Here is a 21184-nt window from a genome sequence, read left to right on the forward strand (position 1 = left end):
GGTAAAACAACACCGCATGACCGGACGGAGATGACAGCGTGATCAGGCTTAAGACGGGTATTTTCGCAATGGTGTTGGCAGCGTCCATGTCGCTGCACCAACCGGTATGGGCGCAGGGTGCCGACGGGCAGGCGCCAGAAACGGGTACGGGCAACGGCAAAATGGATTTGCCGGCACTGGCCCCGGTTCCCATGCCTGATGCCAGCGGAAATTTTGCCGTTACCGATGCCGGAAATGACCGGTTTCAGGGATCGGTCCGGGCCAAAATCCGCCCGGTGCAGCATGCTGTTCTTTCAGCCCCGCTTTCGGCCACCCTTTTAACACTGGGGGCACGCGAAGGCAGCCGGGTGAAAAAGGGCGACCTTTTGATGAAGTTTGACTGCACCCCGCTTGAAGCCCAGCTTATTGTTGCGCAAACGCGCCGCAAGGCCGCTCTGACCAAACTTGATGTCAATGAACGCCTTGAGAAAATTCACAATGTCAGCAAGCTGGAACTGTCGCTTAGCCGTTCCGAAGTGGAACTGACGGAAGCCGACATTAAAGGCATTCGGGCGCAACTGGCGCAATGTTCGGTTTCAGCACCCTTTTCCGGGGTTGTAACCCAGCAACTGGTGCAGGCACGGGAATTTACCAATCCCGGTGATCCGGTTTTGCGGCTGGTGAATATTGATGATCTGGAAATTGAAATGGTTGTGCCCTCCAGCCTGATGCGCAAGCTGCATGGCGGGGATCATTTCAACCTGCATGTCGATGAACTTGATCGCGATATTGAATCGACCATCAAATATGTTGTGCGCGAAGTAGACCCTGTCAGCCAGACCGTGCGGGTGATTGGCGCGCCGTTAAAAGCCGATACCGACCTTTTGCCCGGCATGAGCGGCAATGTCAGCTTTGAGTTTTCCGGCAATCAGGCAACAGCCCCAACCGGGGCAGTTAAAAAGTAATGTCAGGTCAGGATAACGCAGCAGGCGCACGCGGCCTTGCCAATCTTTTGCTGTTGCAGGACCGTATTCGCGATGCCGATAGCCGGGCGGCCCTGGGTGCGGTTGTGGTCAATGATACCCGCATTATCGTGCCCTATGACATTGCCGTTTGCTGGCAGGGGGAACGCGGGCGTGGCGATGTGCTGGCGGTATCAAACCTGCCGGAACCCGAACGCCAGTCAGCCTTTACATTGTGGAGCAAGAAGCTGTGTGCGCATTTGTCGCGCGCACGCCATGACCATCCGGTGCGGGTGGAGGTCGATGATATCGATAAAAGCCTGCAGGTCGATTGGCCGCATTATTTGCCAGCCCATTCGTTGTGGCTGCCTTTGCGGGCGCCGGGTGGGCATGATTTGGGTGGGATGGTTCTATCACGGCCCAAACCCTGGCAGGACGAAGAACTGCGTGTTCTTGAACGCCTGGCAAAAAGCACCGCCTTTTCGCTGGAATTTCTGATGCGCCGTCGCCGCAGGCGAAACCTGTTGCGTAACCGCAAACGGTTTTTGCTGGCGGGCGTGGGGATTGCGGCAATTGCTGCGGCGATGTTTATCCAGGTGCCGCTGACCATTCTGGTCCCCGCCGAAGTGGTGCCGCTGGACCCCTATGTGGTGCGTGCGCCATTGCGCGGGGTTGTGGAAACCGTTGATGTCGAGGCAAACCAGGCCGTTAAGGCCGGGGATAGCCTTGTGCATATGGATTCAACCCAGCTTCAGACCGACCTTGCTGTTGCCCGCCAGGAATATGAAATTGCGATTGCCGAATATCGCCGTGCCCAGCAGGCGGCGAGTTCGGACCGGGAATCATCCAGTCAGATGCAGGTTTTGCTGTCGCGCGTGCATCAGAAAAATGCCGAACTGGAATATATCACCGGTCAGCTTGACCGCGCCGATATCAAGGCGCCACAGGATGGCATCGTGATTTTGCCGGGGCGTACCGAAATGGAAGGTTTGCCGGTGTCGCAGGGCGAACGCCTGATGGTGCTGGCGGACCCGAAATCGGTGGAAATGGAATTGTGGCTGCCGGTTAATGACCGTATTCCGCTCCATGATAATAACCGCGTTACCCTGTTTTTGAATGTCGAGCCTGACCACCCCTATGATGCCAAAATGCATCTGGTGGATTTTCAGGCCAAAAATTCGCCCGCGGGTGTGTTGTCCTTCCGGGCACGATCCAGCTTTGTCGGGGCGGATCGCCCGCGTGTGGGCCTGAGGGGTGTTGCCAAAATTTACGGCGATGACGTGCCGCTTTATGTGATGCTGTTTCGCCGGCCGTGGGCTGCCTTGCGGCCCTGGCTGGAACTGTAAGGGGCCAGCATGGCGGCACCGGCAATGTCATTTGGCCAACTCGGCCCGCGCCAGGACCCGCCGCCTGTTTTGCGCCGGGACCTTGATATTGTACCGGGCGAACCCGAACGTGACGGGCGGCCTGTTTATATTTTGCATGATGCCGCCGCTGGCCGCCATTTCCAGCTTGATCCGGTAACGGTTGATTTATTGCCGCTGATTGATGGCCGCCCGGCAGATAAAATTTCGCAGTTGGCGGAAAAATATCTGGGTCATACCGTCTCGGTCGAGGAAATCACCCGGCTGTTTGGTTTTTTGCGCGCCCATAATCTGGTGCTGTGTGATGATATCCAGCATAGCCGCCATAAAACCCAGCTAAAGATGAAGCCGGGATTGGCTGCGAAACTGGTGAAATCCTATATTTCGTTCCGTATTCCGCTGCTAACGCCCGATCTGTTTTTAAACCGGACCATTGGCTATGTGCGCTGGCTGGCATCATCGCCGATGGTGTTTTTGCATGTCTGTGCCGCCCTTGCCGGGATTTATCTGGTATCGCGCCAGCCCGATGTGTTTTTGCACACCCTGCGCGGTTTTTTATCCTTTGAAGGCATTATGGCCTATGGCCTGGCGGTGACGGCGGTCAAATCGGTTCACGAGCTTTCGCATGCCTATACGGCCAAGGCGCATGGGCTGCGTGTGCCGGTGATCGGGGTCGCCTTTATCGTTTTCTGGCCGGTATTATATACTGACACCACCGATGCCTGGCGCCTGCCCAGCCGGCGTGACCGGCTTGAAATTGGTGCGGCCGGGGTTTTATGCGAACTGGTGATTGCCGCATGGTCGATGCTGTTGTGGAACCTGTTTCCGGACGGGCCGATCGGGTCGATCCTGTTTCTGTTTGGCACCAGTACCTGGGTTCTCAGCCTGTTTGTCAATTTGAACCCGTTGATGCGCTATGACGGTTATTACCTGTTTTCCGATCTGGTGCGCGAACGCAACCTTGAAAGCCGGGCACATGCCGTATGCCGCTGGAAACTGCGCGAGGTGGTTCTGGGCCTTGGCGTGACCCCGCCGGAAAAGCCGACTTTGCTGCTGATGGGCTTTGGCTTTACCATCTGGGTTTACCGGTTTTTGCTGTTTTTCGGTATCGCGCTTGCGGTTTATCACCTGTTTTTCAAAACCCTGGGGATCATTCTTTTCCTGGTGGAAATTTACTTCTTCATTGCCCGGCCGATCATAAAGGAAATCGTTGTGTGGTTTTCATTTGGCAAATTGCTGAAATTCAATTTGGCGCTGATGCGGTCGCTGGCGGTGCTGGGGGTGTTTCTGGCGTGGCTGTTCATCCCCTGGCAGGGCGAGGTCAGCGCACCAGCGGTTTTGACCCTGCCTTATAATACTGTCTATGCGCCGATGGCAGCGAGGGTCGAGAAGATTTTGGTGTCATCCGGGCAGGTGGTGCAAAAGGGCGATGTAATTGCACGATTGCAATCGCCCGAACTTGATGAACAAATTCAGATCGCCGAATTGAAACGCGCCGAACTGGCATGGGAAAATGCCAGCGTGGGGGTTGATGCCCTGCGCCAGAACCGGGCATTGGTGCTGGCCAGCCAGTTTGCCACCCAGGAACGGGTATTGCGTGGCCAGCAGGCCCAGAAGGAACGGCTGGTGCTGCATGCGCCGGTATCGGGCAAAATCGTTGATGTGAATGACAGCATCAATCAGGGCGCCTGGGTCGCCGCCGATGAACCGGTTTTATCGGTGGTCGAGGATGGGGCGGAAATTATCGCCTATCTTGATGAAATTTCCCTGCCCAGAATTGAACCCGGTGCCAAGGCCCGGTTTTATTCCGAAGATGGCGTGATGCCTTCGATTGAGGCGACTGTCACCCGCATTGATGCCACGGGTGTCACCAACCTTTCCGAACCCTATATGCGTTCGCAAAATGGCGGGCCGATTGAAACGGTTGAACAGCCCGACAAAAGCTTTGTCCCGGGCCGGGCCATTTACCGTGTGGTGCTGCATAATGATACGGGGGCTGGTGTGCCCAGTGCGGTGCGCGGCAAGGTCATCATTACTGCCCGCCCCGAAAGCCAGTTTACCAAACTCTCGCGCCGGATGATGTCGCTGCTGCAACGTGAAAGCCAGCTTTAGGCGTTTGATCTTTCCGTGATTTAGATCGGTGCTGCCACATCGGTTGAATTTTCGCCGGGTGTGAACGCATTTGCGAATCTGCCTGTGGTCATGCATGGGACGGACATATTTTGCGCACCACTGATTTGAGAATCGTGGTGGTCAGGGCATAGCTTTGGGAAGAACAGGCATATATGTCAGACGGGGAAATCAGGGCGTGTTGATGAGCGATTTTCTGTAATGATCGCCAGATCCCGGAAACGACAAAACCCGTCGCTTTAGGCAACGGGTTTTGATTGGTGGAGCCGAGGGGAATCGAACCCCTGACCTCTACAATGCCATTGTAGCGCTCTCCCAACTGAGCTACGGCCCCATTATTTTAACGACCCTTGGGAAGATCGTCCGCGCTGCAATTTTCAGTGTTTGTCCGTTGCAGCGCGGGGATATTTAGAAGGTTCTTTGATGCTTGGCAAGACCTAATTTCAAAAAAAATTAGCGGTCTTCGTCATCATTTTCGACATGTTCCAGAACCTCGCCGAGATCATCATCGTCTTCGCCCAGATCAGAGGCATCTTCGAGAAGATCGTCGTCGATATCGGTATCGACATCATCGTCGAGATCCGAAACATCATCGATGTCGTCGTCCTGTTTTTTCGGCTTTGCTGCCGCGACCCGTTTCGGTTTGGCAACCCCGTCCGCTGTGCCGCATTTCGGGCAGACAACCGGGGTGCGGTTCAGGTCGTAATATTTGGTGCCGCATGCGAGGCAATGACGTTTCTTACCGCGAGCTGACATTACGGTAGACCCTCTTTAATACCATTTTTTACAAAAGCGGGACGAAGGACTACCGCCCTTCATTCTGATTGGCCCAATTGCCATCTTGTTACAGGCTTGTCAAAAGGAAATTGCACCTGTTTTAACAATGGTGATCCCGACCGTTCCTGACCAGGGGTTTTATGCCGTTTCATGCCCCGGAAAATTCCAAGGAAGCTGGCCTGTTAGCCGTACATTATGCTAGGACGGTGCTGGGTTGAAAAATTTGTCATGCCGGTTGTTTGCCATTCATCGCAAGGGTAGGAACAGGCCCTGCGCCGTTGGCGGGTTTTTGCCGTTTTTGACGGATTTTTGATCGCAAGAATCGCCTGTTGTGCCGGGCTTTGCCGATGGCGCCAGATGCTGGCTGCAATCATGGGGGCGCACAGGCGGTATGTGCCGGTCGCAAGCCCGGCCTGTTTTGCCGTTATGGTGGCAAGTGTGCAGGCAGGGATAAAAGGTTTTGGTGCCCCAAATCGGGGGCAGGATGGTTTTGCGTAATTTTACCCGGTTTTCGTCGGGGAAATTTCGTGCATATTGCCGTTCAGATGTTTCATTTCGACGTATCGGCGCGAATGTGCCGCTGCGCACTAAAAGACAGGCAGTTCAGATGAGTTCAGCGCAAAGCAAACGTCCCTTGCAATCAGCCAAATGCGGCGCCCTTGTTGGCGATGTGCGGGTACCGGGTGATAAATCCATTTCGCACCGCTCGCTGATGTTTGGGGGCCTGGCCGAGGGGGAAACCCGCATTACCGGCCTGCTGGAAGGCGAAGACGTTTTGGCAACTGCCGAAGCCATGCGCAAACTGGGCGCAAGCGTGACCCGCGATGACAATGGCACCTGGCATGTCAAAGGTGTGGGTGTTGGCGCCCTGCGCGAGCCCGATTCCGTGATTGATATGGGCAATGCCGGTACCGGTATTCGCCTGCTGGCCGGTATTGTGGCGACTCACCCGATTACCACCTTTTTCACTGGTGATGCGTCGCTGTGCAAACGCCCGATGGGCCGCGTTGCCGACCCGCTGGCTGAATTTGGTGCAAAATTCATTACCCGTGATCGTGGCCGCCCGCCGATGGCCGTGATTGGCACCGACGAAGCCCTGCCGGTCACCTATACGCTGCCTATGGCATCGGCCCAGGTGAAATCGGCCGTGCTGCTGGCGGGCCTGAATACCGCCGGGACCACCACGGTCATTGAACCCAAACCGTCGCGGGATCATACCGAACGCATGTTGCGCCATTTTGGCGTCGAGGTTGATGTGAAGGTAAATGACGATGGTGGCCGTACCGTCAGCCTGACGGGCCCGTGCCAGATGACAGCAGCCGATATTGTCGTGCCGACCGATCCGTCTTCGGCGGCATTCCCGCTGGTGGCAGCCCTGATCAACCCGGAATCGAATGTGACGATTCGCGATGTGTGCCTGAACCCGCTGCGTACCGGCCTGATCACCACCCTGATTGAAATGGGCGGCGATATCACCATTACCAATGAACGCGAAGAAGCAGGCGAAACCATTGGTGATCTGGTGGTAACGGGCAAAAACCGTTTGAAAGGCATTGTTGTGCCGGCAGAACGTGCGCCTTCCATGATTGACGAATACCCGGTTCTGGCCGTAGCCGCCGCCTATGCCGAGGGTGAAACCCGCATGTGCGACCTTGAAGAATTGCGCGTCAAGGAATCGGATCGCCTGGCTGCGGTTGCTGCTGGCCTGGCTGCAAACGGCGTTATTCACCGCATCGAAGGTGACGACCTGATTGTGACCGGTGGTGTGGTGCCTGGTGGCGGCATGGTGGAAACCCATCTGGATCACCGGATTGCCATGTCATTTCTGGTGCTGGGGCTGGGTGCGGAACAACCGGTAATGGTTGACGATGCCGCCCCGATTGCGACAAGCTTTCCGAGCTTCGAAACGCTGATGGCGGGCCTTGGAACCAGTTTCTCCCCGGTCGCGGCCTAAGCGCTGATAATAGATGCCTGAAGGATACTCTGCCCGTTTTGACGGGCAGGTTTCCTTTATTCTGTCATCGATAAAACCGGGATCGGAAACACGCATGATCATTGCAATTGATGGGCCGGCAGCATCCGGCAAGGGAACTTTGGCCCGCCGAGTCGCCGCTGCCATGGACTATGCCTATCTTGATACCGGCCTTTTATACCGGGCAACCGGCGCAAAGGTTTTGGCTTTGGGCGGGAATCCCGAAGACGTGGATACGGCTGTTAATGCCGCCGAACAATTGCAGCCAGCCGACCTGGAAAACGAAAATCTGCGCAGCGAGGATGTGGGAAATGCCGCATCGCGCGTGGCCGCAATTGCGCAGGTTCGTGCGGTGTTGCTGGACTTTCAGCGCCAGTTGGCCAAAAGCCCCCCGGGGGGTAAACACGGGGCGGTTCTTGATGGCCGCGATATTGGAACGGTGGTGTGCCCCGAAGCGCCGATCAAGTTTTATCTGACGGCAAGTGTCAAGGAACGGGCAAACCGACGGTTCAAACAGTTGCAGGAAAAAAATCCCGCTGCTATATACGAGCGCGTTCTCAACGAGCTTGAAGAACGGGACGCCCGCGACAGTGCCCGGGACGTTGCACCGCTGAAAATGGCAGACAATGCGATCCATATCGATACGGACCGTTTGAATGCCGATGCAGTGTTCAACGCCGTTATGGCGCATATCCGAACCCATATGGGCGAGGACGACTGACCGGGGGACGTTTCAAACCGTCAGGCGATAGAACCAGGCTGTAAGGTGAACGACATTGTCGTTCGCCTTTTCGTGCATGTGAAGTCCTTTGGATTTGACGCGCGCCTGCCTGTTACATCATTTGGCAAAACCCGCCGCGATTTTGCGGCAAGACCATCGGATACAACCGATTGGCCGGAATAGTGACGATACTCGAAAGGAAGTCTGCTTAATGGCAACCGCTGAAGAAGCACAATTTACCACTGGCGAAAATTTCGCCGATCTGCTGGCCGAAACCCTTGGTTCTGAAGACGAGGGCTTTGTTGGCCGCGTGATGACCGGTACGGTCGTCAAGAAAACCGACGACGATGCAATCGTTGACGTTGGTTTGAAATCTGAAGGCCGCGTACCGCTTAAAGAATTTGGCGCAGGTGCAGTCAGCATCGGCGACACCGTTGACGTTTACGTTGACCGTTATGAAAACAAGGACGGCCTGATCGTCCTGTCGCGTGAAAAAGCCCGTCGTGAAGAAGCCTGGGTTGAACTTGAAAAGCAGTTCAACGAAGGCAAGCGCGTCGATGGCACCATTTTCGGTCGCGTCAAGGGTGGTTTCACTGTTGATCTATCGGGCGCCGTGGCATTCCTGCCGGGCAGCCAGGTTGACATCCGTCCGGTTCGTGACGTTACCCCGCTGATGAACAACCCGCAGCCGTTCCAGATCCTGAAAATGGATCGTTCGCGCGGTAACATCGTGGTTTCGCGTCGTGCCGTTCTTGAAGAAACCCGTGCTGAACAGCGTGCAGAGCTGATCCAGAACCTCCAGGAAGGTCAGGTTCTTGACGGCGTTGTCAAAAACATCACCGATTACGGCGCATTCGTCGATCTGGGTGGCGTTGACGGCCTGCTGCACGTTACCGACATCGCATGGAAGCGTATCAACCACCCGTCTGAAGCTCTTCAGATCGGTCAGACCGTCAAGGTCCAGGTTATCCGTTTCAACAGCGAAACCCAGCGTATTTCGCTTGGCATGAAGCAGCTTGAAGCTGATCCGTGGGAAGGTGTTGAAGCCAAATACCCGGTCGGTTCCAAGTTTGAAGGTCGCGTTACCAACATCACCGATTACGGCGCATTCGTCGAACTCGAAGCTGGTGTTGAAGGCCTGGTCCACGTTTCTGAAATGTCCTGGACCAAGAAAAACATTCACCCGGGCAAAATCGTTTCGACCTCGCAGGAAGTCGAAGTCATGGTCCTGGATGTTGACAGCCAGAAGCGCCGCATTTCGCTTGGCCTCAAGCAGTGCACCTCGAACCCGTGGGATGCTTTCCTCGCTGCCCATCCGGTCGGCTCGGAAATCGAAGGCGAAGTCAAGAACATCACCGAATTCGGTCTGTTCATTGGCCTGCTCGGCGGTATCGACGGTATGGCTCACCTGTCCGATCTCTCCTGGGATCGTCCGGGCGAAGAAGTCATCAAGGAATACAAGAAGGGCGACGTCGTCAAAGCCAAGGTTCTTGACGTTGACGTTGAAAAAGAACGTATCTCCCTGGGCATCAAACAGCTCAACGAAGATCCGTTCAAAGAAGCTGCTTCGGGTATTAAACGCGGTGACACCGTTACCTGTGAAATCACCGAAACCAATGACGGCGGCATCGAAGTTTCCGTTGGCGATGGCGAACTGAAGGGCTTCATCCGTAAGGCTGAACTGGCTCGTGACCGTTCTGACCAGCGTCCGGAGCGTTTCGCTGTTGGCGAAAAGATCGACGCACGCGTTGTTTCTGTTGATCGTAACTCGCGCAAAGTTTCTCTCTCGGTCAAGGCTCTTGAAGTCGCTGACGAGAAGAAAGCAATGGCTGATTACGGTTCGGCTGACAGCGGCGCATCGCTCGGTGATATCCTGGGTGAAGCTCTGCGTAAAAAACAGCAGGACGCTGAATAAGCCTCTTTCGCTGTCTGATTTTCCCTTCGGGGATGCGAACGGGTCGTGCTTTGCACGGCCCGTTTTCGTTTGTCTGCGCGGTGTGGCATTCGGTGCTTCCGCCCTTCTTTCCGGCAATATAGCTGTTTGGGTGGTTTGCGCCTGCGACGGTATGGCTTCAGCTACAGCCTGATTAAGGGCAAAGGGCTTTATTGGCGCGAATTTGTTCACAGCTGGGCGGATCAAACCGTTCATTGGCTGCGTTATCACCACCAGTATTTGCGAAAAATCCCGCCGGACACTTTTTCTTCTTGCCAACCGCGTGCAGAGAAACCATTTGAAAAGGCACGGTTTTTGTTTTCTTTCAGTCAGGTAGTAATAACCCGATGGCCCTTGATGCCGATTTCATCCTTGATCGACGCCGTTTGAAAAAATCGATACTGCGCTGGCGTGTGCTTGCTGGCGTGGCCGTAGTGGTTGCCATTGTGGTGGGCCTGGCACGCACCGGGTTTTTTGCCACGGCGGTTGGCCCCTATATTGCCGAAGTCACGGTCGAGGGCGTTATCGCCACGGACCCGGTATTTCTGAGCGCGCTTGACCGGCTGGAAGATGATGACAATGCCGTGGGCGTGATTGTTCATATCGACAGCCCCGGCGGCACCATGGTTGGCGGCGAGGAACTTTACGAATCCCTGCGCCGTATTGGCCAGACCCGGCCGATTGTTGCGGAAATGGGCACGGTTGCTGCGTCGGGTGGATATATGACCGCGATTGCCGCAGACCATATCCTGGCCCATCGCGGCACCATTACCGGGTCGATCGGGGTGATCTTTCAGTCGATGAATGTGACCGGCGCGCTTGAAAAGATCGGTGTTGAACCCGTCACGGTGAAAAGTGCCCCCCTGAAAGCGGCACCAAACCCGTTTGAACCGACCACGGATGAAGCCCGCGATGTGATGAAAGGCCTGATTTCTGACATGTTTAACGTGTTTGTCAGCATGGTTGCAGAACGTCGCGATATGACAGTCGAGCAGGTAAAGGCGCTGGCCGATGGCCGCGTTTATACCGGTCAGCAGGCCGTGGCCAACGGCCTGATTGACGCGATTGGTGGACGCCGCGAGGCGCTGCAATGGCTGGAAGAGGAAAAAGGCATTTCCGCAGATACACCTGTGATCCCCATGGAGATCGAAGAGCCGGAAAGCTCGGTCCTTGTGGATCTGTTCAAAGGCAGTATCGGAAATGTGCTGTCATCTGAGGGGCTTAAACTTGACGGGTTGCTAACTGTCTGGCACCCTTAAAGAAAGCGCCGAATTTCCAAGCGTGAACCAAAGGTTGACTCCCAACAACTGCGTAACCGAACTGGATGGGGCTTGAATATGACGAAATCAGAACTGATCGCCCGGTTGGCCGAACTGAACCCGCATTTGTACCAGCGGGACGTTGAGCGGATTGTTGCCACCATTTTCGACGAAATTACCGAAGCACTGGCACGCGGTGACCGGGTCGAATTGCGTGGATTTGGCGCTTTTTCAGTCAAGGAACGTGAATCGCGCGTTGGCCGTAACCCGCGCACGGGTGAAGCCGTTCCGGTTAGTGAAAAGCGTGTTCCGTATTTCAAAACCGGCAAGCAGTTGCGCGAACGGTTAAACTGATTCTGGCTGAAGGCACCGGCCAGTTATGGGGCGCGCCCGCATATTGCGGGCCGCGTCATTAAAACCTGCCAGATATTCGGGCTGTTTTATTGTCCTGTGCGTACGGCTAGGATGGCAGCCCTGTTTTGCGGGCCTATTTTCCCGATGGCTGCCTTTCGGGTGGCTTGATTACGGTTGCCAGAGCATTCCAGCTGACTGACGCCCGCACCTGTTAATGGTTAACGGCGCGCCGGCATTCTGCTTTGTGGTGTTATGCCGTGCCATGCCATGCCATGCTGTGTCGCCAGCGTGATTGTTGCCAGGGACAAGCAGGTGGGTGCTGCCAGTATGGTACTGGGGCATTCAAATCCGGTGCTGTTGGCACGCTATTTCGGACCGACGGGTTTTAAGTGGCTGAATGGGCCGGATGGCTCCCTTTGGGGTGACGTGGTGTCACCAAAGATATAAAACCGGTAGCAGACCGGTCAGGCAGCGCGACATGCGCGGGCACAATGCCCTGTTGCTGATAACGCGATGCCGGAAAGCAGGAGGTTGATTTGCGCGTTCTTTACTGGATCATCGCCATTCCCTTGACGATCTTGATCACGATCTTTGCGGTTGCCAACCGTCAGGCAACAACCCTGTCGCTGTGGCCGCTGCCCTTTGAAATGGACCTGCCATTATTTGTGCCGGTTTTAGGGGCGCTATTATTGGGGCTTTTGATCGGATTGCTGTTTGAATGGCTTTTGACCGGCAAACATCGCCGTGCCAACCGCAAGATGGAATCCGAACTGACCCGTTTGCGCCGGGCACAGGAAGCCGCCCGCGAAGAAGAACGGGCCGCCATTGCCAGCCAGAAACAGGCCGGCCAGCCGCCGATGGTTGATGCGCAATCACGGGCGGATAAAACCAATACCGCGCCTATTCAGCCTGCTGGCGTATAAGGTGCATACCTTGGTTACCTGCTAAAACGGGTAAAAACGGGCGAAACGAAGCAGCCTTTGGCAACAGGGGCTGCTTTTTGTTTGTGTGCAGGGCGAATAGGAACCAAAAGGAATGGTTTTTAGCGCGAGAATCGACTAAAGCCTGTTCACCTGATCCATGCATGGGTGCCTGTTATCCGGTGCCGCACTGTTAGGGGACTGACTTCCAGAATTTGACGGGATCGCAAAATGCCTTTGGCAGTGTTGCCCTGCGCCCGCAAACTGGTGATTGGCCGGTAACCGTATCCCTGCACAGGCAGGATCCCTTATTGCCAACCGGAGGAAGCCATGACCGCCCAGAATTCCCAGATTGCTGCGAAGGACCGGATTTTTTGCGCCATTGATACGACCGATCTTGATCATGCGATCGATCTGGCAAGCCGGTTATCCGGCGTGATTGGCGGGGCAAAACTGGGTAAGGAATTTTTCGCAGCCCATGGCCCGCAAGGCGTTAAGGCCGTTGCGGCAGCGGGGATGCCGGTTTTCCTGGATGTGAAATATCACGATATTCCCAATACGGTGGCAGGTGCCATTCGCGCAGTCACCCCGTTGGGCCTGAAAATTGTGAATGTTCACGCGGCAGGCGGGCTGGAAATGATGAAGCGTGCAGGCGAAGCCGCCCGTGAAGCAGCCGATAAGGCCGGTGTTGCCGCCCCCTGGGTGATTGCGGTGACAATCCTGACCAGCCTTGATCAGAATGATCTGGATGATATTGGCCTGCGTGGACCGTTAAGCGAGCGGGTTGTTAAAATGGCCGAACTGACCCGGAAATCCGGTCTGGATGGCATTGTGTGTTCGGCACAGGAAATTGAACCTGTCCGTGCGGCCTGCGGCCCGGATTTTAAACTGATTACGCCAGGTATTCGCCCGGCTTGGGCCAGCAGTGATGACCAGAAACGTATTGTTACCCCGCATGATGCGGTTGCCCGCGGGTCCGACATACTGGTTATTGGCCGCCCGATTACCAAGGCCGAAGACCCGGTTGCTGCCGCCCAGCGCATTGTTGCCGAACTGGGCTGACCTTTGGGCGCTTCTTGCACCTTAGTTGCTGGGGTGCATGCCCGGTATTAGATCACGATGATTTCAGGCCCGCAGCATTGCTGCAGGCCTGTTTGTTGGCATGGATATTTTGATGCAGCATTGCGATTCCCGGCTTTAACCTTTGGCGAAAGCCGGGATATTGGCGGGCGTGATGATCTGGATATCGCTGGCGGGGGCGATGGCATCGCGCGGTAACAATTGATGCCAGGCCATTAAATGATGGCAGGCTGTGCGCATATCGTGGCGCAGATCATGGTGCAATATCGCGGTCAATTTTCCCTGGCCCAGCAGGGTGATGTTTTCCTGGTCAAGGTCATGGGCAATATAAATGGCAGGGATAATGCCGTGATCGGCAAGGGTATGAAGGATGGCGCGGTTGCCACCCCCCATGGAATAGATTGCGGCGATATTGCCGTTCTGGCCGATCATGGTTTCAACCCGGCGGGCAGTATCGTGATCCAGCCCGGCGCCACCACTGGCATCCATAACCTGTCTTTGCGGGGCCATGCGGGCAAGGGCGGTAACAAACCCTTCCTTGCGGGATTCTTCACCGCGAAAATGCTCGTCGCTCATGGTGATTAAAATGGCGCCGTCATTACTGTTTTTGGGCAGGAAATGATGGATCAGATAAGCCGCCGTTTCCCCGGCAGCATGATTATCGGCACCGGCATAGGCAATTTGCCCGGCATCGGGGATATCGGTGAAAATGGTAATGACGGGAATATTGCGCTTGATCAGGTCGATAATGGCAGCACGGATATCGGGCTGGTCCTGCGCCTTTAGCAACACGCCCTGACTGCCGCGTTTCGCAATACGATCCAGGATCTTGACGACATCGCCCGGTCGCATGCGTTCCTGCATTGCATAGCGCGGGCGAATGACGGCAGGTTGCAGGCTGGGAAGTTCCGCCTCCAGCGCCTTGCGGATTTCGCTGCTGAAACGGCTGGGAGCTTCGACCACGACATCAATAAACAGCCGCCGACCGCGGGCGGCAAGCTGGCCTTCCTGGCGGGTCAGTTCCTCGATCGCATCGGTTACCCGGCGACGTGTCTGGGTGCTGACATTGGGGCGGTCATTTAACACCCGGTCGATGGTTGCCGTGCTAAGCCCGGCCTGACGGGCGATTTCCTTGACGGGGAAACGATGGGTCATGGCTCCTCCATTGATGTATTTTTGATGGATTCCAATCGCCAGCGCAAAGCATTTTCGCGCTAGCCTTTGCTGATTGGCGGGCACCATCAATGATCCGCCCTGATCAGGAGGAAACAGCGATGAACCATGTCAAAGCCGCGCCGGGAAATGGCAATAATAGCGGGCAAAGCCGCGGGCAGAATGCCCCGGTGACAGTCACCAACGGCACCTATTACAGCGAAGCCCGTTGTAACCCCGATGACCTGTTGGCATTGCTGGAACGCGAAACGCAGCCCGCCGATGTGCCCCATGCCACGCGCATAATTCACAATGTGCCGATATATTCCGGCGATGCGGTCCGCCAGATTTTAGTGCAGGAAGATGAGGGCAGGGCCACTGCCCGGCAGCACCTGATGGCGGAATGGGCACAGGTGATGTTGCACGGTGCCGGTGTGCTGGTGATTGAAGGTGCCTATGATGATATGGCCGTAATTGATGCGGCAACCGGCGCATATGGTGCCATCATTGCCGATGAAAAGGCAGCCAACGGCACCGCAGCCGACCATTTTGCCAAGGCGGGGGCCAATGACCGTATTTGGAATTCGGCGCAGAAGCTGTGTTTGCGCGCGCCGGATATCTTTGCGCGCTATTTCGGCAACCCCGTCATCGATATGGTATGCGAGGCATGGCTGGGCCCGTGTTACCAGATGACCGCACAGGTTAATCTGGTACGGCCCGGTGGGCAGGCGCAGCAGGTGCACCGTGATTATCATCTTGGTTTTCAAGCCGCCGATATGTGCGCAAAATTCCCCGCTCATGTGCATCACCTGTCCCCGGTGCTGACCTTGCAGGGGGCCGTGGCGCATTGTGATATGCCGCTTGAAAGCGGGCCAACCCTGTTACTGCCTTATTCCCAGCTATATCGTGAAGGCTATATGGCGTGGCGTCGCCAGGATTTTCGTGATCTGTTTAATGCGCGTAATGTGCAATTGCCGCTTAGAAAAGGTGATGCCCTGTTTTTCAACCCGGCCCTGTTTCACGCCGCAGGCAGCAATAGCAGCCAGGATATCCAGCGCATGGCGAATTTGTTGCAGGTTTCATCGGCATATGGCCGGGCAATGGAGTCGCTGGACCGTGTTGCCATGTGCAAGGTGATGTATCCCGTGATCCAGGATTTGGCAGGTGCTGGTGGTTTAAGCCCGGTGGAACAATCCGCCGCCATTGCCGCCTGTGCCGAAGGATATTCCTTCCCGACCAATCTTGATACCGATCCGCCCGTTGGCGGGCTGGCCCCGGAAACGCAAAACCAGCTTTTTCATCGTGCCCTGGATGCGGGCATGACGCCCGATCAGTTTAATGCGGCCCTGGATATCCTGATGGCGCGACAGGTGCCGTAAGGCGAACAGGATTGGAATTGATCAATTTCTGGGCATGAAAACGATATTTGCCAAAATCGCATAGATTCTATGCGTAGAAAGCGATAGTTCCCGGCCGCCTTTACAGGCAGTTTTGAATCGGTTCAGAGAATTCTCTGGGAGTGCGGTGCCCGTCTTTTGCGTGGCACCGCCTTTTGATTTTTATGCTGCTTTTGCCGCCAACGTAACGGGTGCCCCATGTCATCTGCTGAATTCCGCCAGGGTTTCTTTGCCCGCCTGCCCATTCTGGCACTGGCGATGGCATCCTTTGGCATTGGTACGACGGAATTTGTCATTATGGGGCTGTTGCCCGATGTGGCGGCTGACCTTGGCGTCAGTATTCCCAGTGCCGGCCTTCTGGTAACTGGCTATGCGCTGGGTGTGACCTTTGGGTCGCCTTTTCTGGCAATTGGCACGGCCAAAATGGAACGGCGCCGGGTATTGCTGTTTTTGGTGTCGCTGTTTTTGCTGGGTAATATCATGTGCGCGATTGCGCCGAACTATGCCCTGCTGATGGTGGCACGCGTCATTACCGCATTGGGCCATGGCGCCTTTTTTGGCCTTGGGTCGGTTGTTGCGGCTGGTCTGGTGCCGCCGCATAAACGGGTTCAGGCGGTTGCGTTGATGTTTTCCGGGCTGACCCTTGCCAATGTGCTGGGTGTTCCGTTTGGTACGGCAATGGGCCAGGCACTTGGCTGGCGCTCCACCTTCTGGGCGGTGGTTGCCATTGGCGTGGTGGCCTTTATTGCGCTGTATCTGTTTGTGCCGCGCAATATCAAGGCCGAAAATACCAGCTTCATGGCCGAGGCCCGCGCCCTTGGCAAATTGCAGGTTCTGCTGGCTATGGCGTTAAGTGTTCTGGCATCTGCCAGCCTGTTTAGTGTCTTTACCTATATCACCCCGATCCTGACGCAGGTGACCGGCGTATCGCCGCAGAATGTCACGGTGGTCCTGCTGCTGTTTGGTGTTGGTTTGACGGTGGGTAACTTTATTGGCGGCCGTCTGGGCGACTGGCGATTGATGCCAGCCATTATCGTGACCATGGTGGCGCTGGTGCTGGTTCTGATGATGCTGACCGAAACGGTCTATCAGGTGTGGCCAGCGATTGTGTCGCTGTTCATCTGGGGGGTGGTGATGTTTGCCCTGGTCTCCCCGCTTCAGATTCGCGTGGTGAACGAGGCCACCGGTGCGCCAAACCTGGCATCCACGGTTAACCAGGGGGCGTTTAACCTTGGCAATGCTGCTGGGGCCTGGCTGGGCGGGCTTGCGATCAATGCCGGTGTCAGCTACGCGCAAATTCCCTGGATTGGCGCAATGATCGCCGTTGCCGCACTGGTGCTGGCGATTGTGTCCTACCTTTTGGACCGCCGGGCAGAAATCGGTACCCATACAGCGATCGGTGCCTGACCGGCGGCGACCTGCCCCCAAACCCGGCATGTAAAACAAAATGGCCCGTGGCAAAAATGCCCGGGCCATTTTGTTTGGCCGGATGCGCCTGATTAAGGGCAAAGAGCTTTAGGGGCCAAGGGCTTTAAGGGTAATGGGCTTTAGCTGAAAGCCAGTCCTGCTGCTTTCAGCGATGCGCCGATCTGGTCGCCATATTGTTCAATGATCAGCTTGATTGAAATGGCGATGGAAACAACGACCAGAAGGGGGCGTACCAGTTTGGCACCCACCTTCATTACCATGTGCGATCCAAGGGTGGCACCGATAACCTGGCCAACCGCCATGGCAAGGCCGATTTCCCATACCACTTCGCCCCCGACAATAAAGGTCGCCAGCGAGGCGACATTGGCGGTGAAGTTCAGAACCTTGGTATGTGCGGTGGCCTTGGTCAGGTTGTAGCCAAGCAGGGCAACAAAGGCGATAGAGAAGAAAGACCCCGTGCCGGGACCAAAAAAGCCATCATAAAAGCCGATGCCAAAGCCAGCCGTAAACGCAAACAGGGTTTTGCCGATTTTTTGGTGGGCATCAATATCGCTGGCGCGGGGGGATAGCAGGAAATAAAGCGCAATTGCGATCAGAAGGCCGGGCAGAAGTGTCATCAGGATGCCGGGATCGATCATCTGGATCAGGGTTGTGCCCAGAACCGAGCCCATCAGGGTGACGAAGATTGCCAGCACCATGTCGCGCGGGTCCACCAGCCCGCGGCGGGTGAAATTGACGGCAGCGGAAAAGCTGCCGCAACTGCTTTGCAGTTTGTTGGTGGCCAGGGCCTGGGTTGGTGTGATGCCAGCCCATAACAGGGCGGGAATGCAAATCAGCCCGCCGCCCCCGGCAATTGAATCAATAAAGCCGGCAACCAGGGCAACAGCGAACATGATCATTAAAAGATCAACACCAAATTCCATGCGTCAATTCCGCCAATTATATGCAATAAGCCTTGAAAACACGGGCAGCATAAGCAGTTCTGGTGTTTGCGCTATTTATAATTTGTCACCATGACAATGCAGCATTTGCATGTGTTGCGACCTTTGCCAAAAAGCCTATTTATGGGCTTCACCCGCAAAGGGGACAGTCCCGAAATTCCTATCCGTGACGAGGTTGAGATGCCCGAATTGCCAGAAGTGGAAACAGTATGCCGTGGTCTTGCCCCGGTGATGGAAGGGCGGGTTCTGGCATCGGTGGTGCAACGCCGGCCCAATCTGCGCACCCCTTTTCCTGAAAACTTCGTCACGCGCCTGACGGGGCGTCGCGTCAGCCAGCTTACAAGGCGGGCCAAATATGTGCTGGGCTATCTTGATGACGGGCAGGTTTTGCTGATCCATCTGGGCATGTCGGGCCGCATGACGGTGATTGAACCGCAAAATGATGGCGCCCTGCCCGAAGCAGGCAAGCATGACCATGTGGATTTTGTCATGGATAGCGGCGTTCTGGTTCGGTTTAACGACCCGCGCCGCTTTGGCCTGATGGCCCTGACCGATATTGACGGGCTGGCAACGCACCCGATGCTGGCGGGAATCGGCCCCGAACCTTTGGGTAACCAGTTTAACACCGCCATGCTGGCCGAGGCGCTTGGCAAACGCAAAAGCCCGATCAAAACCACCCTGCTTGATCAGCGGTTGGTGGCAGGCCTTGGCAATATATATGTGTGCGAAGCGCTGTTTCGATCCCGAATCGACCCGGTCCGCCCGGCAAACAGCCTGAAACCTGCCGAGATCGACCTTTTATATCGTGAAATTCGCGAAGTTCTGGAAGATGCCATCCGTGCAGGGGGATCATCCCTGCGCGATCACCGGCAGGCGAATGGCGAGCTAGGCTATTTCCAGCATAATTTCCGCATTTATGGCCGCGAGGGTGAACCCTGCATTACCCCGGATTGCGATGGCACTGTTGGTCGTCTGGTTCAGGGGGGCCGTTCGACCTTTTATTGCTCTGTCTGCCAGCATTAGGGGGCAGGAGCCAGAAGCGTGGTCGGTGCTGCGAAGTAATCTGTAAATGCCGATTGCGACCGATCTTTAGCCTCAGCCCTATTCCTGTCTGGCTGGGCACCCATCCTCGTATCGCCACTGTTGGGTGCGTACGTGAAGGTTGAAATGCTGCTTTCCGGTGTGATTCTTGCCTGATGGTCGTAAAATCGGTAAAACGGTATGTAATTATGGTTTCAGGCGGTGGACTGGCCGGAAAAGTGGCCTGGAAATCGCAATTCGGAAAGGATTTTCCATGACTTACGAAAACATCATTGCCGAAGTTAAGGGTAATGTCGGTCTGATCACCTTGAACCGTCCCAAGGCGTTAAATGCCCTGTGTGATGCCCTGATTGCCGATCTGGCGGCTGCACTGGATGATTTCGAATCCGACGAGTCGGTTCGGGCGATTGTGATTACCGGGTCGGAAAAGGCTTTTGCCGCTGGTGCCGACATCAAGGAAATGATCGATCGCGATTATATGGATGTCTATAAAGCCGATTTCATCACCAAAGGCTGGACCCGCATGGCGGCCTGCCGCAAGCCTACCATTGCTGCTGTCAGCGGATTCGCCCTTGGCGGTGGCTGCGAACTGGCCATGAGCTGCGATATCATGATTGCCGCGGATAGTGCGAAATTCGGCCAGCCCGAAATCACCATTGGTACGATTCCCGGTGCGGGTGGCACCCAGCGCCTGACCCGTGCCATTGGCAAGGCCAAGGCGATGGAAATGTGCCTGACCGGTCGCATGATGGATGCTGAGGAAGCCGAGCGTTCCGGCCTTGTTGCCCGTGTTGTGCCAGCCGACTCGCTGATGGACGAGGCGATGAAGCTTGCCGAAAAGATCGCTTCTTTCTCGGCACCGGTGGCAATGAAGGTGAAGGAAAGTGTGAATAAGGCGTTTGAAATGACCCTGGCCGAAGGCCTGATGTTTGAACGCCGCGAATTCCATTCCACCTTTGCCCTGGAAGACCGGGCCGAGGGCATGAAAGCGTTTGGAGAAAAACGCAAACCCGAATTCAAGCATCGCTAAACCCGGTTTGACGCGTGATTCCGGGCAATGAATCGGAAAGCGCGGAAAAACGCGGGGAATAGCGGTATCGGGGGTTGACGGCTTATCGGGAGGGAGCTATAAGCCGCGCTCCGAATTACGTAACATTTTTGTTTTAAGAGACAGGTTCGCAATGGCTCATCATAAATCGGCCAAGAAGCGCATTCGCCGGAATGAAACTCGCGCCGTCGTTAACGGTGCGCGTATCAGCCGCATTCGTACCTTCGTCAAGAAGGTCGAAAACGCGCTGCAAGCTGGCGACAAGGATGCCGCTCTGGCTGCGTTTAAAGTTGCCGAGCCGGAACTGGCGCGTGGTGCGCAGCTGGGTGTTCTGCACAAAAACACCGCGGCTCGCAAAGTTTCGCGTTTGTCCGCTCGCGTTAACGCACTTTAATTTTATCCTTCGGGATGGCGAGTCGAAGGCCGCGTTTCTTGCGCGGCCTTTTCGCTGCCGGAATTCCACGAATTCACCTTTCGTTCTTTGATTGCGAAGGTGGAAAAATCGCGCAATTCCGCGAACGTTTTGGGGCCGAAATCCTTTTAACGTTCTGTTAAAGATCGCCTTGCCTGATGCCGGGCGCATCAGTACAGTGTTTCGACTTCGATCGCGATTCCTTGTCGCGACTTAATGAAGAACGAAAAACCAGGGCGCGAGTACGCTTCCATCTTCCTGTGGCGAGACGAGCGTGTTGATCGGTTTGCTGATCAACGCGGCAGTGTTTTTTA

General features: G+C 55.7%; 18 protein-coding genes and 1 tRNA gene. 15 read left to right on the forward strand and 4 right to left on the reverse strand.

Features of this window, described 5'->3' with window-relative positions; genetic code table 11:
* Positions 1 to 38: 38 nt before the first annotated feature.
* From CSC3H3_RS20470 to CSC3H3_RS20480, 3 genes are read left to right on the forward strand one after another with little or no spacing between them, the layout of a single operon-like run.
* On the forward strand, positions 39 to 944 hold the full coding sequence (locus CSC3H3_RS20470) for an efflux RND transporter periplasmic adaptor subunit (protein ID WP_133125828.1): 906 nt from the start codon (positions 39 to 41) through the stop codon (positions 942 to 944).
* Complete coding sequence (locus CSC3H3_RS20475; protein ID WP_101267639.1) at positions 944 to 2287, forward strand: efflux RND transporter periplasmic adaptor subunit; 1344 nt, start codon at positions 944 to 946, stop codon at positions 2285 to 2287. The genes CSC3H3_RS20470 and CSC3H3_RS20475 overlap by 1 nt, the downstream gene beginning before the upstream one ends.
* A 9-nt stretch (positions 2288 to 2296) precedes the next feature.
* Complete coding sequence (locus CSC3H3_RS20480; RefSeq protein WP_101286021.1) at positions 2297 to 4417, forward strand: HlyD family efflux transporter periplasmic adaptor subunit; 2121 nt, start codon at positions 2297 to 2299, stop codon at positions 4415 to 4417.
* A 276-nt stretch (positions 4418 to 4693) separates the two neighbouring features.
* Here CSC3H3_RS20480 and CSC3H3_RS20485 read toward each other — a convergent pair.
* Together CSC3H3_RS20485 and CSC3H3_RS20490 are read right to left on the reverse strand one after the other, a co-directional pair.
* Positions 4694 to 4769: transfer RNA gene (locus tag CSC3H3_RS20485), tRNA-Ala, on the reverse strand.
* Positions 4770 to 4888: 119 nt separating this feature from the next.
* Positions 4889 to 5191, reverse strand: coding sequence for an FYDLN acid domain-containing protein (locus CSC3H3_RS20490; RefSeq protein WP_101267635.1), 303 nt, complete (start codon positions 5189 to 5191; stop codon positions 4889 to 4891).
* A gap of 628 nt (positions 5192 to 5819) precedes the next feature.
* On the opposite strand from CSC3H3_RS20490, the gene aroA reads away from it, so the two are divergent.
* The 7 genes from aroA to pyrF all read left to right on the forward strand — a co-directional run bounded on the left by aroA (position 5820) and on the right by pyrF (position 13433).
* The gene (gene aroA, locus CSC3H3_RS20500; RefSeq protein WP_101267633.1) at positions 5820 to 7166 is read left to right on the forward strand and encodes a 3-phosphoshikimate 1-carboxyvinyltransferase; all 1347 of its coding nucleotides are present in this window, start codon (positions 5820 to 5822) and stop codon (positions 7164 to 7166) included.
* Positions 7167 to 7260: 94 nt separating this feature from the next.
* Positions 7261 to 7905: a (d)CMP kinase gene (gene cmk, locus CSC3H3_RS20505; RefSeq protein ID WP_101267700.1), complete on the forward strand. Its 645-nt coding sequence runs from the start codon at positions 7261 to 7263 to the stop codon at positions 7903 to 7905.
* 211 nt (positions 7906 to 8116) lie between these two features.
* A complete protein-coding gene (gene rpsA / locus CSC3H3_RS20510; RefSeq protein ID WP_101267631.1) occupies positions 8117 to 9820 on the forward strand; it encodes a 30S ribosomal protein S1 in 1704 nt (567 codons plus the stop codon).
* 365 nt (positions 9821 to 10185) lie between these two features.
* The gene (sppA, locus tag CSC3H3_RS20515) at positions 10186 to 11097 is read left to right on the forward strand and encodes a signal peptide peptidase SppA (protein ID WP_101286023.1); all 912 of its coding nucleotides are present in this window, start codon (positions 10186 to 10188) and stop codon (positions 11095 to 11097) included.
* A gap of 48 nt (positions 11098 to 11145) precedes the next feature.
* Positions 11146 to 11451, forward strand: coding sequence for an integration host factor subunit beta (ihfB, locus tag CSC3H3_RS20520; protein WP_483887671.1), 306 nt, complete (start codon positions 11146 to 11148; stop codon positions 11449 to 11451).
* A gap of 536 nt (positions 11452 to 11987) precedes the next feature.
* Positions 11988 to 12374, forward strand: a complete 387-nt coding sequence (locus CSC3H3_RS20525; protein ID WP_101267626.1) for a lipopolysaccharide assembly protein LapA domain-containing protein — start codon at positions 11988 to 11990, stop codon at positions 12372 to 12374.
* A gap of 327 nt (positions 12375 to 12701) precedes the next feature.
* Positions 12702 to 13433, forward strand: coding sequence for an orotidine-5'-phosphate decarboxylase (gene pyrF, locus CSC3H3_RS20530; RefSeq protein WP_101267624.1), 732 nt, complete (start codon positions 12702 to 12704; stop codon positions 13431 to 13433).
* Between the two features lie 135 nt (positions 13434 to 13568).
* Here pyrF and CSC3H3_RS20535 read toward each other — a convergent pair whose 3' ends face one another.
* Positions 13569 to 14606 (reverse strand): LacI family DNA-binding transcriptional regulator, encoded by a 1038-nt coding sequence (locus CSC3H3_RS20535; protein ID WP_101286024.1) that lies wholly within the window; start codon positions 14604 to 14606, stop codon positions 13569 to 13571.
* A gap of 119 nt (positions 14607 to 14725) precedes the next feature.
* On the opposite strand from CSC3H3_RS20535, the gene CSC3H3_RS20540 reads away from it, so the two are divergent.
* Both CSC3H3_RS20540 and CSC3H3_RS20545 read left to right on the forward strand, forming a co-directional pair.
* Positions 14726 to 15982 carry a phytanoyl-CoA dioxygenase family protein gene (locus CSC3H3_RS20540; RefSeq protein WP_101286025.1) on the forward strand — a complete coding sequence of 419 codons (1257 nt, stop codon included), beginning with the start codon at positions 14726 to 14728 and terminating at the stop codon, positions 15980 to 15982.
* Between the two features lie 216 nt (positions 15983 to 16198).
* Positions 16199 to 17407 carry an MFS transporter gene (locus CSC3H3_RS20545; RefSeq protein WP_101267618.1) on the forward strand — a complete coding sequence of 403 codons (1209 nt, stop codon included), beginning with the start codon at positions 16199 to 16201 and terminating at the stop codon, positions 17405 to 17407.
* A 140-nt stretch (positions 17408 to 17547) separates the two neighbouring features.
* Here CSC3H3_RS20545 and CSC3H3_RS20550 read toward each other — a convergent pair whose 3' ends face one another.
* Entirely contained in the window at positions 17548 to 18351 is an 804-nt protein-coding gene (locus CSC3H3_RS20550) for a TSUP family transporter (protein WP_101286026.1), read from the reverse strand.
* A 198-nt stretch (positions 18352 to 18549) separates the two neighbouring features.
* Between CSC3H3_RS20550 and mutM the strand changes: the two genes are divergently transcribed.
* From mutM to rpsT, 3 genes are all read left to right on the forward strand, one after another.
* Complete coding sequence (mutM, locus tag CSC3H3_RS20555; RefSeq protein ID WP_101286350.1) at positions 18550 to 19392, forward strand: bifunctional DNA-formamidopyrimidine glycosylase/DNA-(apurinic or apyrimidinic site) lyase; 843 nt, start codon at positions 18550 to 18552, stop codon at positions 19390 to 19392.
* A gap of 271 nt (positions 19393 to 19663) precedes the next feature.
* Positions 19664 to 20440: an enoyl-CoA hydratase gene (locus CSC3H3_RS20560; RefSeq protein WP_101267612.1), complete on the forward strand. Its 777-nt coding sequence runs from the start codon at positions 19664 to 19666 to the stop codon at positions 20438 to 20440.
* A 151-nt stretch (positions 20441 to 20591) separates the two neighbouring features.
* Entirely contained in the window at positions 20592 to 20852 is a 261-nt protein-coding gene (rpsT, locus tag CSC3H3_RS20565) for a 30S ribosomal protein S20 (protein WP_101267610.1), read from the forward strand.
* Positions 20853 to 21184: the final 332 nt, after the last annotated feature.

Origin of the sequence: Thalassospira marina (assembly GCF_002844375.1) — a bacterium.
In the GTDB taxonomy this organism is placed as follows: domain Bacteria; phylum Pseudomonadota; class Alphaproteobacteria; order Rhodospirillales; family Thalassospiraceae; genus Thalassospira; species Thalassospira marina.

Excerpts from the sequence above, each read along its gene's own strand:
- CSC3H3_RS20475 (WP_101267639.1), top strand. The coding sequence starts at position 944 with ATGTCAGGTCAGGATAACGCAGCAGGCGCACGCGGCCTTGCCAATCTT.
- CSC3H3_RS20480 (WP_101286021.1), top strand. The coding sequence starts at position 2,297 with ATGGCGGCACCGGCAATGTCATTTGGCCAACTCGGCCCGCGCCAGGAC.
- CSC3H3_RS20490 (WP_101267635.1), bottom strand. The coding sequence starts at position 5,191 with ATGTCAGCTCGCGGTAAGAAACGTCATTGCCTCGCATGCGGCACCAAA.
- aroA (WP_101267633.1), top strand. The coding sequence starts at position 5,820 with ATGAGTTCAGCGCAAAGCAAACGTCCCTTGCAATCAGCCAAATGCGGC.
- cmk (WP_101267700.1), top strand. The coding sequence starts at position 7,261 with ATGATCATTGCAATTGATGGGCCGGCAGCATCCGGCAAGGGAACTTTG.
- rpsA (WP_101267631.1), top strand. The coding sequence starts at position 8,117 with ATGGCAACCGCTGAAGAAGCACAATTTACCACTGGCGAAAATTTCGCC.
- sppA (WP_101286023.1), top strand. The coding sequence starts at position 10,186 with ATGGCCCTTGATGCCGATTTCATCCTTGATCGACGCCGTTTGAAAAAA.
- pyrF (WP_101267624.1), top strand. The coding sequence starts at position 12,702 with ATGACCGCCCAGAATTCCCAGATTGCTGCGAAGGACCGGATTTTTTGC.
- CSC3H3_RS20535 (WP_101286024.1), bottom strand. The coding sequence starts at position 14,606 with ATGACCCATCGTTTCCCCGTCAAGGAAATCGCCCGTCAGGCCGGGCTT.
- CSC3H3_RS20540 (WP_101286025.1), top strand. The coding sequence starts at position 14,726 with ATGAACCATGTCAAAGCCGCGCCGGGAAATGGCAATAATAGCGGGCAA.
- CSC3H3_RS20545 (WP_101267618.1), top strand. The coding sequence starts at position 16,199 with ATGTCATCTGCTGAATTCCGCCAGGGTTTCTTTGCCCGCCTGCCCATT.
- CSC3H3_RS20550 (WP_101286026.1), bottom strand. The coding sequence starts at position 18,351 with ATGGAATTTGGTGTTGATCTTTTAATGATCATGTTCGCTGTTGCCCTG.
- mutM (WP_101286350.1), top strand. The coding sequence starts at position 18,550 with ATGCCCGAATTGCCAGAAGTGGAAACAGTATGCCGTGGTCTTGCCCCG.
- CSC3H3_RS20560 (WP_101267612.1), top strand. The coding sequence starts at position 19,664 with ATGACTTACGAAAACATCATTGCCGAAGTTAAGGGTAATGTCGGTCTG.
- rpsT (WP_101267610.1), top strand. The coding sequence starts at position 20,592 with ATGGCTCATCATAAATCGGCCAAGAAGCGCATTCGCCGGAATGAAACT.